Raw genomic sequence first — 13,641 nt, 5'->3', positions numbered from 1 at the left:
CGCTGGTGTTACTGCACGACTCCACAGGCGAACCGCGCACCACCGCCACCGAGTTTCTCGGGATGGTCGCTGTGATTGTCACCACCGGCATGCACCATCAGCGCATGCCCTTTGAAGTCGGACGCCTTCAGGCGTGGCGCAAGTACTGGATAGGTGGCCTTGCCGTCCGCGCCGACATACAGCGCCGGCAGGTCACCGCGGTGGCCACCATCGTCATACGGCCCCTTGTGCGCGTTGGTCTTGTCCGGGTCCCAGTGGCCGCCCGCCGCACCTGCCGGCACAGGTTTGCCGTTTTCCTCCGCTGGCGCGCACGAGGGGTTCTGATGCAGGTGGAAGCCATGCACGCCTGGCGGCAGGTCTTTGAGGTCCGGAGTCAGCACGGTGCCGTACTTGCTCTGCTCGATGCTGACGGTGCCGATCACCTTGCCCGGACCGTCCGGCCCGGCCAGTTTGAGTTCCACTGTCTCAGCAGCTTGCGCAAGGCCGGCCGAGGCCAGTAATGCAGTGAGTACCAAAGCTTTCATGTCGTGTCTCCATGTCTTGGGATGAGCGGGTGTCGTACCCACATAACAGCTGGGACTGCGCAGGTTGCCAGGCATTCCATCCCGCCACAGAATGAAATACTTCCCATCGGAGCCCTTCCGCGTGTCACTCAAAGCCCTGCGCACCCTCGTCACCATCGCCCGCCACGGCACCTTCGCCCGTGCCGCCGACCTGCTCAGCCTGACGCCTTCGGCGGTGAGCCTGCACATCAAGACCTTGGAAGACGAACTGCAGGTTGTGCTGTTCGACCGCAGCCGCCGCCAGGTGGTGCTGACCGAGGCCGGACAACTGGCCGTGGCACGGGCTGACACCATCCTCGCTGCCTATGACGAACTGGCCGATGCCGTGTCCACTGGTCCGAGCCTGCGTGGGCGGCTGCGCTTGGGTGCGATCCATACAGTCCTGGCCCGGCGCCTGCCCCGGGCGCTGGTGTGGATCAAGGCGCATCACCCAGACCTGCACATCAGCGTGGCCTCGGGCATGTCGGCGGAACTGGCGCGGCGTATCGAAGACGGCGACCTGGATGCCGCGATCACCACCGAGCCGGTCAGCCCCTATCCGCAGAGCCTGGATTACACGTCGTTGTTCGAGGATCGGTTCTGGGCTATCGCCAGCCCTGAGCTGACCGGCCAGAGCCTGCCGCAGCTGCTCGCCAGCCAACCCTTCCTGCGCTTCGACAAGCGCGCCTGGGCGGGCCGGCAAATCGAACAGGAACTGCGTCGCCAGCACTTACAGGTCAGCGAACAGATGGAACTGGATAGCCAGGAAGCGTTGGCCAGTATGGCGGTGATGGGGTTGGGGGTGGCGATCATCCCCATGGCCGATGAAGACTTGCTGCGTTTGCCGCCTGCTACTTGTTTGCCGTTTGGAGAGCCGCAGCTGAAACGGCGTGTGGTGTTGCTGGAGCATGAGAAGAGTCAGCGGCGGCATTTGAGTGCGGTGTTGAAGACAGCACTTGAGTCGTGACGTTTTCGCCGGGTATGGCACCGGCTTTGCCGGTGATCGCGGCTGAAGCCGCTCCTACGGGATTTGCGTAAATTCAAGAAACTGTGCATTTTTTCTCAACGGTCACTGCAGAAATAAGCGTTTTTACCAATCAGTCAGCCAAGCTAACCTGTGCCGAACCCGACCACGGAACGTCACCCATGCTTCACCTGCTGCTGACCACCTTGCTGCCCATCATCTTGCTGATCGCCCTTGGCACCTTCCTGCGCGTGCGCGGTTTTCTTGCCGAGAGCTTCTGGCCGGGCGCCGAGCGTCTGAGCTACTACGTGCTGCTACCTTCGCTGTTCCTCCACGGGCTGGCTACCGCCGACCTCGATGGCGTACCGGTACTGGGCATGGTCGGCGTGCTGATGCTCTCGACCATCCTCGGCGCCGCGCTGCTGGTGCTCTACCAAGGCGCGGTCAACCACGACGGCGCAGACTTCACCTCGGTCTTCCAAGGCGGCGTGCGCTTCAATAACTACATCGGTGCCACCCTGGCCGCTGGCATCTACGGCAGTGCCGGTATTGCCCTGGCGGCCGTGGCCAACGCCGCCATCGTGCCGCTGGTGAACCTGCTCTGCGTCCTGGTGTTCGCCCGCTTCAGTGCGCGCCACAGTTCCCCGGCCACTGTATTGCGGGCGATTTTCGCCAACCCGCTGATCATTGGCTGTGCCGGCGGCATGTTGCTGCGGGTCACGGGCCTGGGGCTGCCCGCAGGGCTGGAGCCCACGATCAAGGCGCTTGGCCAGGCCGCCCTGCCCCTGGGCCTGCTGTGCGTCGGCGCGGCGCTGGGTGGCGCCAGTGTCGGGCAGCAGGTGCGGCCGCTACTGGCGGCGTCGATGTTCAAGTTCCTGGTCATGCCGCTGACCACCTGGGGCTTGTGCCGGCTGCTTGGCCTGGGTGGTCAGGCGGCGGTGGTGGCGGTGTTGTTTCAGGCATTGCCCACGGCGTCGTCGTCCTACGTGATGGCACGACAGATGGGCGGCAACGCGCCGTTGATGGCGACTATCATCGCCCTGCAGACGGTGGCGGCTGCGGTGACATTGCCCTTGGTGCTAATCCTTTCGCTGAATTGAATGCGCTTGGCTAGACTGTGAAGCAACACACACTCCGGAACCTCGACCATGCGCCTTACGTGGATGGTGATCGGCTTGACCTCGGCCCTGCTCGCAGGCCCATCGAATGCCGCCGACACTGCCAAGGCTGCAGTTGCCGAGGACAAGGCCGAAGTACTCGAAGAAAAGGTGGTCGAAGACGCGCCACCGCCGAAAAAAGCCGAAACCCTTACGCCCAGTGAAGTCAAAGCCGTCGACCCGGCTGGCCAGGCGCCAATGGACGACAGCATCACCTGCCTGGCCCGCACCATCTATTGGGAAGCCAAGGGCGCCGATGCAAACGACATGAGTGCAGTGGCCAGCGTGGTGATCAACCGCTTGGGCAAGGACGGTTTCCCCGACACCATCTGTGGCGTGGTCAAGCAAGGTGTCGAGAGCAAGTCTTGCCAGTTTTCCTGGTGGTGTGACGGGCGCTCCGACCAGGTCGAGGAACCCGAGCGCTACGACGTCGCCAAGGAGATCGCCCGCAAGGCGCTCAACCAGCAGCTCAAGGACAGCACGGGCGGCGCGTTGTACTTCCATGACCGCAATGTCCATCCGGACTGGGCCAAGGCCTACCGCAGAACGGCCGAGACCCGTCACTTCCTTTTCTACAAACCGAACCAGGAACTGGCGCGCTGAATCCGCGTCAGAAGTCGATTGTCCCGGAGAACTTCACCAGACGCGGATCGCCTTGAGTCAGGTAGCCACCGTTGGCCGAAGCCCAATAGTTCTTGTCGGTCAGATTCTCCACATTCACCCGAAGGGTCACAGCTTTTTCCTGCACCTGGAAGCGATACCGCGCGCCCACGTCGAAGCGGTTCCAGGTCGGCAGGCTGAGGGTGTTGGCCGGGTTGGCGTATTGCCCGCCGGTGCGCAGCATACGCGCATTCAGCGCCAGGCCTTCGAGCCCGGGCACGTCCCAGTCGACGCTGGCATTGAGCTGGAACGTCGGCACGCCCACGGCATGATTGCCGTCGTCGGCGCCGTTGAGGGTCTTCTTCAGCTCGGTGTCCATGCGCGTGCCACCGGCCATCAGCCTCAGGCCGGTGACCGGCTCACCGAATACACTGAGCTCGATGCCTTTGTTGACCTGCTCGCCATCCTGGACGAACACATCGTTTTGCACGAAGCCGTCGGTGGGCCGTTCGATGCGGAACAGCGCCAGGTTGGCGCCGAAGCTCTGGTAATCGAGCTTGATCCCCGCCTCCACCTGCTTGGTCTTGGCTGGCGGGAACACCTCGCCGGCGTTGATCACCTGGCCGGAGGCCGTGGCCCCCTGGGCCAGGCCTTCGATGCGGTTGGCGTACAGCGAGATCGATGGGTTGACCTTGTAGACGATGCCATACACCGGTGTGGTGACCGACTCGTCGTAGAAGGCGTTGCGGCCAAGGTCCGGACCTTCTCCGTCGTAGGCATAGCCCTCGACACGCAGCTGCTGGCGACGGACGCCTACGGTCAGCAGCAGGCTATCGTCGAAAAGCCCCAAGGTATCGGACACGGCGATGCTGCGGTTGCGGGTCTTGCCGGTGACCCCGGGGTCATCCAGCTTGCCGCCGGTAAAGGTTGGCGTGTTCGGCTTGGGCAGGGGGTCGGTGTGGTAGATGTTGGTGTCTTGTGAGTTGTAGAAGACGAAGGCGTTTTCCTGCTGGGTCCAGATGCTGGCCGCGCCTATGTTCAGCTGGTGGCTGACCGGGCCGGTCTGGAAGCGGCCGTTGACGCCGCCCATGAGTGTACTGTTGTCCTCGTTGTGGGGGATCTTCGAGCCGCCGATGGTGGCATCGCCACTGGCCGCGTCGGTGAGGATCGGCGTGCCGTAGAAGCCGTTTTCGTGGGTGTGCTTGAGCCCGCCGGCCAGGTACGCGCTCCAGTTATCGTTGAAGTCGTAGTCGCCGCGGACCATGCCGAAGGTGTCCTCGGTCTCGGTCCAGGCCCAGTCCTGGCCGTAGTTATGGTCGGCGTCCGGCGCGCGGGGAATGTCGGTCAGGCCTGCACCGAGGCGCACTGAGTTGCGCATGTGGTTGACCCGCTGCTTCTGGTAGCCGATGTCGGTCGACACGCGAAAGTTGTCGCCACGGTAATCGAGGCCGACGATGAACAGCTTGCTGCGCTGGTCCTGGTCATCGACTCCGGTCTCGCCTTCGCGTTGTGACAGGTTCAGGCGTACGCCAATGCGATTGTCCTCACCGAAGCGCTGGCCGAGGTCCAGATGCTCGCCGAGCCGGCCATCGGTGCTGATGTCCTGGGTGTAGCGGCGCGTCGGCGTGTCACCGGCACGCTTGGGCTGAAGGTTGACGTTGCCGCCCAGGCCGGTGCCGGTCGGGCTGGCACCATTGAGGAAGGCATTCGGGCCTTTGAGCACCTCGACCCGCTCCACCGCATCGGTAGAGATCATCTGCCGCGGAAGCACCCCATATAGGCCGTTGAAGGCCACATCGTCGCCATTGAGCGGCAGGCCACGGATCACGAACACCTGCGATTGGTTGCCGAACCCGAACGACTGGCGCACCGACGGATCGTTGAGCAGCACATCGCCGATGTCTTCGGCCTGCTGATCCTCGATCAACTGCGAGGTGTAGCTGGTCATGGTAAAGGGCACATCCATCATGTCCTGGTTGCCCAGTATCCCCATCTGCCCGCCACGCGCCACCTGGCCGCCGGCAAAAGGTTCGGGCGGCTCGCCCTTGGGGCGCGCGGCTTCGGCATTGATGGCGGTGGCATCCAGCTCGATGGCGCCGTCAGCCGCCTGGGCGGTCACGGCAACGGAACAGCAAACAGCGATAAAGGTCGACTGATACGAAGGGAATCGTGCCATGAAGGGCTCCAGTGTGCGCTGGGTGAGGCCTTCCTGGCGTATGAGGAATTATTAGCGTTTGCGTATTGTTTCTAGTCGAAGTTACGAATGATTACCAAGCCATCGCACTTTCTGGGCGACCAGTGGTCTACTCCCTCTTTTGCCGCCTGCAAGCCGTTGCTGGCGTTTTCATTGCTTTGCACGACACCGGGCCAAAAGCCTTGGGCTTGTGTAGGATGAGCAGCGCAAACCAAGACGCTGCCAGTCACAGGGAGATCCACATGCGCGTCCTGTCATCCGTTGCCGCCTTGTCGCTGGGCCTGGTCGTCTCGACCTCGAGCCTGGCTGCCTCCGGCGAAGAGGCGCAGCTGATCGATTCGATCAATGCCTACCGCAGCCAAACCCAGCGCTGTGGCGGCGAAGCATCGCTGGAGCTGCCGCCGCTCAACAGCGACACCCGCCTGGCGTTGTCACCAGAGGGTACCCGCGACCTGCAACAGGCCATGACCCGTGCCGCCTACCCAATGGTCAACGTGCAGGCCATCAGCCTGTCCGGCCCGCGCGATGCGCGCGCCGCCATGCACGCCATCGAAGAGAGCTTCTGCCAGGTGGTGCTCGACCCTCAGTTCGTGGATATCGGGGTCAGCCAGGAAGGACGCGACTGGCGCATCGTGTTGGCGCGGCCGCTGCTGAGCGGGCGCCTCGGTGACTGGCAGGCCGAGGGGCAGAAAGTCATGCAAGCGATCAACACTGCACGTAAAGCGCCGCGCCAATGCGGCGGCCAACCCTTCGCCGCAGCGCCTGCGCTTGGCTGGAGCACCGCCCTTGCCGGGGTGGCGGCCAATCACACCAGGGCAATGGCCAACCAGAATTTCTTCGACCACATCGACCGCGAGGGGCGCACGCCGGGCGATCGTGCGGAGCTTGCCGGCTACCTGTATCAGCAGATTGGCGAGAACATCGCGGCCGGGCGCGACACGGCACAGAAAGTGGTGGATGGCTGGCTGGCCAGCCCCGGGCATTGCGCCACGCTGATGAACCCGGACTTCCGCGAGATGGGTGCTGCCTATGCAGTGGACCCGAAAAGCGATGCCGGCATCTACTGGACGGGGTTGTTCGGCACGCCGCAGTGAACGTCACGGCGCAGTTCCAGCGCCGTGCAAGCAAACCGCCGCCGTATGCACTTTCCCAGATAGCTCGCATCGCCCAGCCCCACTTCATCGGCTATCTGCGCCAGGCTGTGGCTGGAGTTGAGCAGCCGCCAGCGCGCTTGCTGCAGGCGCATTTCCAGCCACCAGGCCTTGGCGCTCATGCTATGGCTGGCCTGAAACTGGCGGTCCAGTTGCCGTCGGCTGATGCCCAGCTCCGCCGCCAGTTCTTCAATCGACAGGTGCGCACTCAAGTGATGACGCATCAGCGCCAATGCGCGCTGCACCTGCCGTCCCTGACCTGCGCTGGCCTCCAGCGAACGCAAGGCGTGGCGACTGTTACGGGATTCGTCCACCAGCATGTCAGCCAGCCCCTTTAGCGCCCGGGCACGCCCGCATGCTTTTGATAACAGCTCGACTGCCAGGTCGAGGGCAGCCGTGCCGCCCGCGCAGGTAATGCGCGGACCGTCGATGCAATACAACTGCTCGCGCAGCAGCTGCACGCGCGGAAACGATGCGCGAAACTCGGCTTCATGCCGCCAATGCACCACCACCTTGTGCCCGTCCAGCAGACCGCAAGCCGCCAGCAGAAAGGCGGCGTTGTCGATGGCGACCAGCTTCACGCCAGCCTTGGCCGCACGCTTGAGCAGGCTTTGGTAATGGGCTGCCAGGCTGGCTGTGGCCTCGGCATTGCGGCTGCCGAACAGCACCAGGTAATCGTAGTCATCCAGTGCGAGCTGATCGGCGATCGCTTCCACCTGCATCACCGCGCCGCTGCTGGACACCACCGGCTCGGCTGTCAGGCCGGCCAGTGTCCAACTGCAATAACGCTGACGGCTGTAGTCTTCGTCGTCGGCACTGAAACGCAACTTGTCGAGAAAGGCGCCGAAAGGCAGCAAGGCAAAGTCCGGTAACGGCAGGATCAGAAGTCGGATATCGGGGAGCATCGATTAATGTCCGAAAATCACCATGAGATGTCCAGATCATACTCTGTGCATCGGGTTAGGTCGCCTAGACTGGCCATCTCTGAATACTGACTGACTCAAGGCGCATCTCATGGCTCTGGATACCTGGCTCATCTACCTGTTGGCAAGCATCGGTTTATCGCTGACCCCAGGCCCGAACAGCCTGCTGGCCCTGACCCATGGTGCGCTGTATGGCGCACGGCGCACCTTGTTCACCATCGTTGGCGGGGTGTTCGGTTTCAGCGCATTGATTGCCCTGGCCATGTTCGGCCTCACTGCCCTGTTGCAAACCTCAGCCTCGGTGCTGACCGTGCTGAAGTGGGTAGGTGGCGCCTATCTGGTCTGGCTGGGCGTCCAGCTCTGGCGCAGCCCGGCCTTGCACCTGGAGGTGAATGCACAGGCTGCTCGCCTGAGCAATGCCGGCCTGTTCCGCCAGGGCTTGCTGTCGGCCATGGCCAACCCCAAAGTGCTGCTGTTCTACGGGGCGTTCCTGCCGCAGTTCATCGAACCACAGCGGGGGCTGTTTCTGCAGTTCGTGATCATGGCCGCTACCTTTGCCAGCGTGGAATTCTTGGTCGAATACCTGCTCGCGCGCCTGGCGTTCCGGATCAAGCCTTGGTTGGCCAAGGGCGGCAAGGGTTTCAATCGCTGCTGCGGGGGCCTGTTTGCGTTGATTGGTGTCGCATTGCCGCTCGGCCGCTAGCCAGTGCGGGTTCACCTACCCCGCGAAATCACCAGGAACACCAGCAGCCCCAGCCCAGGCAAGCTCGCCCCCAGCCATGCCACACCTTGCCAGCCATACTGGGCGAACACCGTACTGGCAGCGGCCGCCCCCACGGCGCCGCCGAGAAAGATGCTGGTCATGTACAGCGCATTGAGCCGCCCGCGGCTGGTCGGGTCCAGGGCGTAGACTTCGCGCTGGCCGATGACCATGTTCATCTGCACAGCGAAATCCAGCAGCACGCCGGTCAACCCCAGGCCGATAACGCTGTAACCCGGCGCGGTCAGCCCCCACAGCAGTGCCACAGGCGCCAGTATCAAGGCCAGCAATGAGCCTGCGCGAGCATGGCCGGCGTCTGCCAGGCGCCCGGCCATGGGCGCGGCGATGGCACCGACCGCGCCCACCAGGGCGAACAGCGCGATCTGGCTTTGCGATAGGCCATGTTCGGCCGCAAGCGCCAACGGCACCGCCGTCCAGTAAAGGCTGAACGCGGCGAACATCAACGCCTGGTACAGCGAGCGTTGCCGCAGTACCGGGTATTGCCGCACTAACCCGATCAACGATGCCATCAAACCGGCATAGCTGGCCTTGTGGTCAGGTACCCGACGCGGCAAGGTCAGCGCCAGCAGCAGGATGATCGCCAACATCAAGCCCGCTGCACCGATGAACACTGTGCGCCAGCCAAAATGGTCAGCCACCAGGCTCGACAGCGGCCGCGCCAGCAGGATACCCAGCAACAGGCCGCCCATGATGTTGCCGACCACCCGGCCACGCTGCTGCTCTGGCGCGAGGTGTGCAGCCAACGGGATCAGCATCTGCACCGACACGGAACTGAAACCGATCAGCAAGGCATAGCCCAGGAACAACGCCCCCTGGCCATTGCTGCTGGTACCCGCCAGCAGCAGGCTGACGCAGGCGAGTACCGCTGTGACGATCATCAACCGGCGGTTCTCCACCAGGTCAGCCAAAGGCACCAGCAACAGCAGGCCCAGCGCGTAGCCCAGTTGGGTCAGCGAGACAACCAGGCTGGCACGCTCGGTGGACAAGCCAAGGTCCGGGGCAATCAGCCCGACGATGGGTTGGGCGTAGTAGATGTTGGCGACGATCGCGCCGCAACAGAACGCCAGCAAGGTGACCAGGGCCCGGCTCAGGCCCGGCGCTGCGGCCTGTGTGGTGGCAAGGGAGGGGTTCATGCAATGTGCCTCGGCATCGGGAAAGAAGATGCCGGCCACATTAGCGGAGCACCGTGGCCAGGAAAATCCGGGCGCGGCGCAACAGGGCTTTGCGCCCAGCGCAACGTAAGCGGTTCATGGCGCCAAAAGCTGCTCGCAGAACGCGATGAATGCCTGCACGCGCCGCGAACCGCGGTGGTTGGGCAAGTACAAGGCATTGATGCTGTCATTGGCCGCCCCTGGGCTGGCCTGCCAGTCGCTGAATACGCGCTGCAGATACCCCGCGGCCACGTCTTCGCGGACCAGCCAGTCAGCCAGCAGCGCTATGCCAGTGCCCGCCAGCGCGGCTTCGCGCAGCAAGTCGGCGTTGGCGCTGCGCAGCGGGCCGCGCACGTCCAGCACCTGGGTATCGTCTGCTCGCTGCAGGCGCCAGGGCAGTGCCTTCTGGCCATAGCGAAAGCGCAGGCAGGCATGGTCCAGGAGTTGCGCGGGGTGCTGCAACGCTTGGTGGCGGGTCAGGTATTCAGGGCTGGCCACCAGCCAGCGTTCGAAGCGGCCCAATGGTCGGCACACCAATTCGTCGCTCGGTGAGGGGTCGCCAAGGCGAATCGACAGGTCGTAACGGCCGTCCAGCAGGTCATCGAGCCGGTCGCTCATGTCGATGTCCAGCTCCATAGCCGGATGCCTCGCCAGAAACATCCCCAGGTGCGGCGCAATCACGCGTCGACCGAACTCGACCGGCAGACACAGGCGCAATACGCCAACAGGCTCCTCACCACGGTCAGCGACGCTGGCTTCCGCCTCGTCCAGCGCTTCGAAGATATCCCGCGCGCGGGCGTAGTAGCGAGCGCCAGCCTCGGTCAGGGTGATCTGGCGCGTGGAGCGGTTGAGCAAAGTGGCACCCAGTGCCGATTCCAGCGCATCGACCAGGCGCGTCACCGACGAGGTGGCGATACCCAGCTTGCGCGCTGCGGCGGAAAATCCCTGGGCGTCGACGGTCGCGGTGAACATCTTCATCGCTAGAAACTTGTCCATGAACACCCCGGTTTTCAATTTGCGGAACGGTCCTACAATCCACGGTGCGGGTCAAGAAGCGCGCGGCCGATTGAGCGGGTCCATAGTGGAAGCACCTCCCACTGAACGAGACTTATCCATGACACCTGTGAACCTTCTAGAAACCTTGCCCAGCTGTGACCCTGCCGCTGCCGAACGGATCGATGAACTGCTGCAGCGCCCCGGTATGCGTATCGAGCGCATCGTTTCATGCGGCCAGGCGAGCCCGGCCGGCTTCTGGTATGACCAGGCCGAAGGCGAATGGGTGATACTGCTCAGTGGTCGTGCTGCCCTGCGCTTGGAGCATGAGGGCTACACCCGTCTGCTGGCACCGGGAGATTGCCTCGACATCCCGGCCCATTGCCGGCACCGGGTGGAATGGACCGTTCAAGGCGAGCCGACTGTCTGGCTTGCCGTCTTCTACAGCAGTGCCGCGCCGTGGCCTGCGATTGATGTCACCTGATACGAAGGTCTAACAGCTTTCGATGGGACGCGCATAAACCTATGGTTTAGAGCATTTTTCGCTACGTGATCTAAGCTTTTTGGCACACCTTGGCAAGTTCAACCCTGCGACAATCAGCCTCACAATATTATGTACTAACTTGTTAATTAGCTTGCTAAGGGCTTAAACTGCGCCCATTCCACCTGCTGAGATCCCTGGCATGAACGAAACACCGCGCGCCTCTGGCGCCACAAACATCATCCTGGTCGGCTTGGGCGTGATCATCGCCCTGCTCGGCCTGCTCCTGGCTGCTGGCGGCATCAAGCTGGCCGGCCTGGGCGGTTCCTGGTACTTCCTCATCGGCGGCCTGGCGATGGCCATCGCCGGTGTGCTCATCGCCCGGCGCAAAAAGGCCGGTGCCTGGTTGTACGCTGCTTTCCTGATCGGTACCGCATTGTGGGCGCTGATCGACGCTGGCCTGGTCTTCTGGCCACTGTTCTCGCGCCTGTTCATGTTCGGCGCGATCGGCATGGTGGTGGCGCTGGTCTACCCGCTGCTGGTGCGTAGCAATGGCGGCAGCACTGGGCGTGGCGCCTACGGCATCGCTGGCGTGCTGGCCGTGGTGCTGGTGATCGCCGCCGGCAACATGTTCGTCGCCCATCCAAGCGTCGCGCCTACCGGTAAAGGCCCGGGCATGACCCCGGTCGAAGCCGGCAAGGAGCAGAAGGACTGGGCCCACTACGGTAATACCGAAGGTGGCAGCCGCTTCGCCGCGCTCGACCAGATCAACCGCGACAACGTCGACAAGCTCAAGGTCGCCTGGACCTACCACACCGGTGACGTGGCCATCAGCGACGGCAACGGTGCCGAAGACCAGCTGACTCCACTGCAAGTCGGCAACAAGGTGTTCATCTGCACCCCGCACAACAACCTGATCGCCCTCGATGCCGACACCGGCAAAGAGCTGTGGAAGAACGAGATCAACGCCCAGTCCAAGGTCTGGCAGCGTTGCCGCGGCATGGCTTACTTCGACGCCACCGCACCGATCGCCCAGCCGTCCCAGCCGAACAGCTCGCCGATTACCGTCGGTAGCGTACCGGCCGGTGCCAACTGCCAGCGCCGCCTGCTGACCAACACCATCGACGGCCGACTGATCGCCGTCGACGCCGACACCGGTGAGTTCTGCCAAGGCTTCGGCAACAATGGCCAGGTCAACCTCATGGCCGGCCTGGGTGATGTGCCGGACTCCTTCTACCAGCTGTCCTCCGCGCCGTTGATGGCCGGTACCACCGTGGTGGTCGGCGGGCGTGTCGCCGACAACGTCCAGACCGACATGCCAGGCGGCGTGATCCGTGGCTTCGACGTGATCACCGGAGCCATGCGCTGGGCCTTCGACCCAGGCAACCCGCAAGACCGCAACGCCCCGGGCGACGGCGCCACCTACGTGCGCAGCACCCCGAACAGCTGGGCACCGATGTCCTACGACCCGGCCATGAACACCGTGTTCCTGCCGATGGGCTCGTCGTCCACCGACATCTACGGTGTCGAGCGCAACAAGCTGGACCACACCTACGGCGCTTCCGTGCTGGCCCTGGACGCCACCACCGGTAACGAGAAGTGGGTGTTCCAGACCGTGCACAACGACCTGTGGGACTTCGACCTGCCAATGCAACCGAGCCTGATCGACTTCACCAAGGACGACGGCCAGTCGGTACCTGCAGTGGTGATCGGCACCAAGGCTGGGCAGATCTACGTGCTCGACCGCGCCACCGGCAAGCCGCTGACCCAGGTTGACGAAGTCCCGGTCAAACCAAGCAACATCCCTAACGAGCCGTACTCCCCGACTCAGCCGAAATCGGTGGGCATGCCGCAGATCGGCGCGCAGACCCTGACCGAATCGGACATGTGGGGTGCCACGCCGTATGACCAGCTGCTGTGCCGTATCGACTTCAAGAAGATGCGCTACGACGGGCTCTACACCGCGCCGGGCACCGACCTGTCGCTGAGCTTCCCAGGTTCGCTGGGCGGCATGAACTGGGGCAGCCTCTCCACCGACCCGGTGCATGGCTTCATCTTCGTCAACGACATGCGTCTGGGCCTGTGGATTCAGATGATCCCGTCGCAGAACAAGGGCCAGGCGGCTTCCGGTGGCGAAGCGCTGAACACCGGCATGGGCGCCGTACCGCTCAAAGGCACCCCGTATGCGGTGAACAAGAACCGCTTCCTGTCGGTCGCCGGCATCCCATGCCAGGCGCCGCCATTCGGCACCCTGACCGCCATCGACATGAAGACGCGCCAGGTTGCCTGGCAGGTCCCGGTCGGCACCGTTGAAGATACCGGTCCGCTCGGCATCCGCATGCACCTGCCGATCAAGATTGGCCTGCCAACCCTGGGCGGTACCCTGTCGACCCAAGGCGGCCTGGTGTTCATCGCCGGGACCCAGGACTTCTACCTGCGCGCCTACGACAGCAGCAACGGTAACGAAATCTGGAAAGCCCGCCTGCCTGTCGGCAGCCAGGGTGGCCCGATGACCTACGTTTCGCCGAAGACTGGCAAACAGTACGTGGTGGTCACTGCGGGCGGCGCCCGTCAGTCGACTGACCGTGGCGACTATGTGATTTCTTACGCACTGCCATAAACCGCGTCGTTCTCTTCGCGGGGCAAGCCCGCTCCCACAGAAATGATGCCGCTCTGTGGGAGCGGGCTTGTCCCGCGAACGGGC

12 protein-coding genes are annotated in these 13,641 nt (G+C 63.6%); 7 read left to right on the top strand and 5 right to left on the bottom strand.

Annotated features, from left to right (window positions below; translation table 11 throughout):
• Positions 1 to 8: 8 nt before the first annotated feature.
• The gene (sodC, locus tag ACIQUF_RS02990; RefSeq protein WP_403128214.1) at positions 9 to 524 is read right to left on the bottom strand and encodes a superoxide dismutase [Cu-Zn] SodC; all 516 of its coding nucleotides are present in this window, start codon (positions 522 to 524) and stop codon (positions 9 to 11) included.
• Positions 525 to 645: 121 nt separating this feature from the next.
• Here sodC and ACIQUF_RS02985 point away from each other — a divergent pair, with 121 nt between their 5' ends.
• The 3 genes from ACIQUF_RS02985 (at position 646) to ACIQUF_RS02975 (ending at position 3,266) form a co-directional block, all read left to right on the top strand.
• On the top strand, positions 646 to 1,509 hold the full coding sequence (locus ACIQUF_RS02985) for a LysR family transcriptional regulator (RefSeq protein WP_403128211.1): 864 nt from the start codon (positions 646 to 648) through the stop codon (positions 1,507 to 1,509).
• A gap of 179 nt (positions 1,510 to 1,688) precedes the next feature.
• Complete coding sequence (locus ACIQUF_RS02980) at positions 1,689 to 2,606, top strand: AEC family transporter (RefSeq protein ID WP_403128209.1); 918 nt, start codon at positions 1,689 to 1,691, stop codon at positions 2,604 to 2,606.
• Between the two features lie 48 nt (positions 2,607 to 2,654).
• The gene (locus tag ACIQUF_RS02975) at positions 2,655 to 3,266 is read left to right on the top strand and encodes a cell wall hydrolase (protein ID WP_403128206.1); all 612 of its coding nucleotides are present in this window, start codon (positions 2,655 to 2,657) and stop codon (positions 3,264 to 3,266) included.
• Between the two features lie 7 nt (positions 3,267 to 3,273).
• On the opposite strand, the gene ACIQUF_RS02970 is transcribed toward ACIQUF_RS02975, so the two are convergent.
• Positions 3,274 to 5,439 (bottom strand): TonB-dependent receptor, encoded by a 2,166-nt coding sequence (locus ACIQUF_RS02970; protein ID WP_403128203.1) that lies wholly within the window; start codon positions 5,437 to 5,439, stop codon positions 3,274 to 3,276.
• Positions 5,440 to 5,699: 260 nt separating this feature from the next.
• Here ACIQUF_RS02970 and ACIQUF_RS02965 point away from each other — a divergent pair, with 260 nt between their 5' ends.
• Positions 5,700 to 6,551, top strand: a complete 852-nt coding sequence (locus ACIQUF_RS02965) for a CAP domain-containing protein (protein ID WP_403128200.1) — start codon at positions 5,700 to 5,702, stop codon at positions 6,549 to 6,551.
• Here the strand turns inward: ACIQUF_RS02965 and ACIQUF_RS02960 are convergent.
• Positions 6,518 to 7,513 carry a GlxA family transcriptional regulator gene (locus ACIQUF_RS02960; protein WP_403128197.1) on the bottom strand — a complete coding sequence of 332 codons (996 nt, stop codon included), beginning with the start codon at positions 7,511 to 7,513 and terminating at the stop codon, positions 6,518 to 6,520. The genes ACIQUF_RS02965 and ACIQUF_RS02960 overlap by 34 nt on opposite strands.
• 109 nt (positions 7,514 to 7,622) lie before the next feature.
• Between ACIQUF_RS02960 and ACIQUF_RS02955 the strand changes: the two genes are divergently transcribed.
• Positions 7,623 to 8,234, top strand: a complete 612-nt coding sequence (locus ACIQUF_RS02955; RefSeq protein WP_403128194.1) for a LysE family translocator — start codon at positions 7,623 to 7,625, stop codon at positions 8,232 to 8,234.
• 11 nt (positions 8,235 to 8,245) lie between these two features.
• Here ACIQUF_RS02955 and ACIQUF_RS02950 read toward each other — a convergent pair whose 3' ends face one another.
• Positions 8,246 to 9,445: an MFS transporter gene (locus ACIQUF_RS02950; protein ID WP_403128192.1), complete on the bottom strand. Its 1,200-nt coding sequence runs from the start codon at positions 9,443 to 9,445 to the stop codon at positions 8,246 to 8,248.
• Between the two features lie 114 nt (positions 9,446 to 9,559).
• Positions 9,560 to 10,459: a LysR family transcriptional regulator gene (locus tag ACIQUF_RS02945; protein WP_403128189.1), complete on the bottom strand. Its 900-nt coding sequence runs from the start codon at positions 10,457 to 10,459 to the stop codon at positions 9,560 to 9,562.
• Positions 10,460 to 10,577: 118 nt separating this feature from the next.
• Here ACIQUF_RS02945 and ACIQUF_RS02940 point away from each other — a divergent pair, with 118 nt between their 5' ends.
• Both ACIQUF_RS02940 and ACIQUF_RS02935 read left to right on the top strand, forming a co-directional pair.
• Complete coding sequence (locus ACIQUF_RS02940) at positions 10,578 to 10,940, top strand: cupin domain-containing protein (protein ID WP_403128186.1); 363 nt, start codon at positions 10,578 to 10,580, stop codon at positions 10,938 to 10,940.
• A gap of 199 nt (positions 10,941 to 11,139) precedes the next feature.
• Positions 11,140 to 13,557: a glucose/quinate/shikimate family membrane-bound PQQ-dependent dehydrogenase gene (locus ACIQUF_RS02935; RefSeq protein WP_403128183.1), complete on the top strand. Its 2,418-nt coding sequence runs from the start codon at positions 11,140 to 11,142 to the stop codon at positions 13,555 to 13,557.
• The last annotated feature ends 84 nt before the right edge of the window (positions 13,558 to 13,641 follow it).

The organism is Pseudomonas sp. NPDC090233, assembly GCF_044772285.1.
GTDB lineage: Bacteria > Pseudomonadota > Gammaproteobacteria > Pseudomonadales > Pseudomonadaceae > Aquipseudomonas.
This window is presented reverse-complemented; position numbering and strand designations above follow the sequence as displayed.

What these genes read in the sequence shown, in the direction of transcription:
- sodC (WP_403128214.1), bottom strand. Translation starts at nt 524, where the DNA reads ATGAAAGCTTTGGTACTCACTGCATTACTGGCCTCGGCCGGCCTTGCG.
- ACIQUF_RS02980 (WP_403128209.1), top strand. Translation starts at nt 1,689, where the DNA reads ATGCTTCACCTGCTGCTGACCACCTTGCTGCCCATCATCTTGCTGATC.
- ACIQUF_RS02975 (WP_403128206.1), top strand. Translation starts at nt 2,655, where the DNA reads ATGCGCCTTACGTGGATGGTGATCGGCTTGACCTCGGCCCTGCTCGCA.
- ACIQUF_RS02970 (WP_403128203.1), bottom strand. Translation starts at nt 5,439, where the DNA reads ATGGCACGATTCCCTTCGTATCAGTCGACCTTTATCGCTGTTTGCTGT.
- ACIQUF_RS02965 (WP_403128200.1), top strand. Translation starts at nt 5,700, where the DNA reads ATGCGCGTCCTGTCATCCGTTGCCGCCTTGTCGCTGGGCCTGGTCGTC.
- ACIQUF_RS02960 (WP_403128197.1), bottom strand. Translation starts at nt 7,513, where the DNA reads ATGCTCCCCGATATCCGACTTCTGATCCTGCCGTTACCGGACTTTGCC.
- ACIQUF_RS02955 (WP_403128194.1), top strand. Translation starts at nt 7,623, where the DNA reads ATGGCTCTGGATACCTGGCTCATCTACCTGTTGGCAAGCATCGGTTTA.
- ACIQUF_RS02950 (WP_403128192.1), bottom strand. Translation starts at nt 9,445, where the DNA reads ATGAACCCCTCCCTTGCCACCACACAGGCCGCAGCGCCGGGCCTGAGC.
- ACIQUF_RS02945 (WP_403128189.1), bottom strand. Translation starts at nt 10,459, where the DNA reads ATGGACAAGTTTCTAGCGATGAAGATGTTCACCGCGACCGTCGACGCC.
- ACIQUF_RS02940 (WP_403128186.1), top strand. Translation starts at nt 10,578, where the DNA reads ATGACACCTGTGAACCTTCTAGAAACCTTGCCCAGCTGTGACCCTGCC.
- ACIQUF_RS02935 (WP_403128183.1), top strand. Translation starts at nt 11,140, where the DNA reads ATGAACGAAACACCGCGCGCCTCTGGCGCCACAAACATCATCCTGGTC.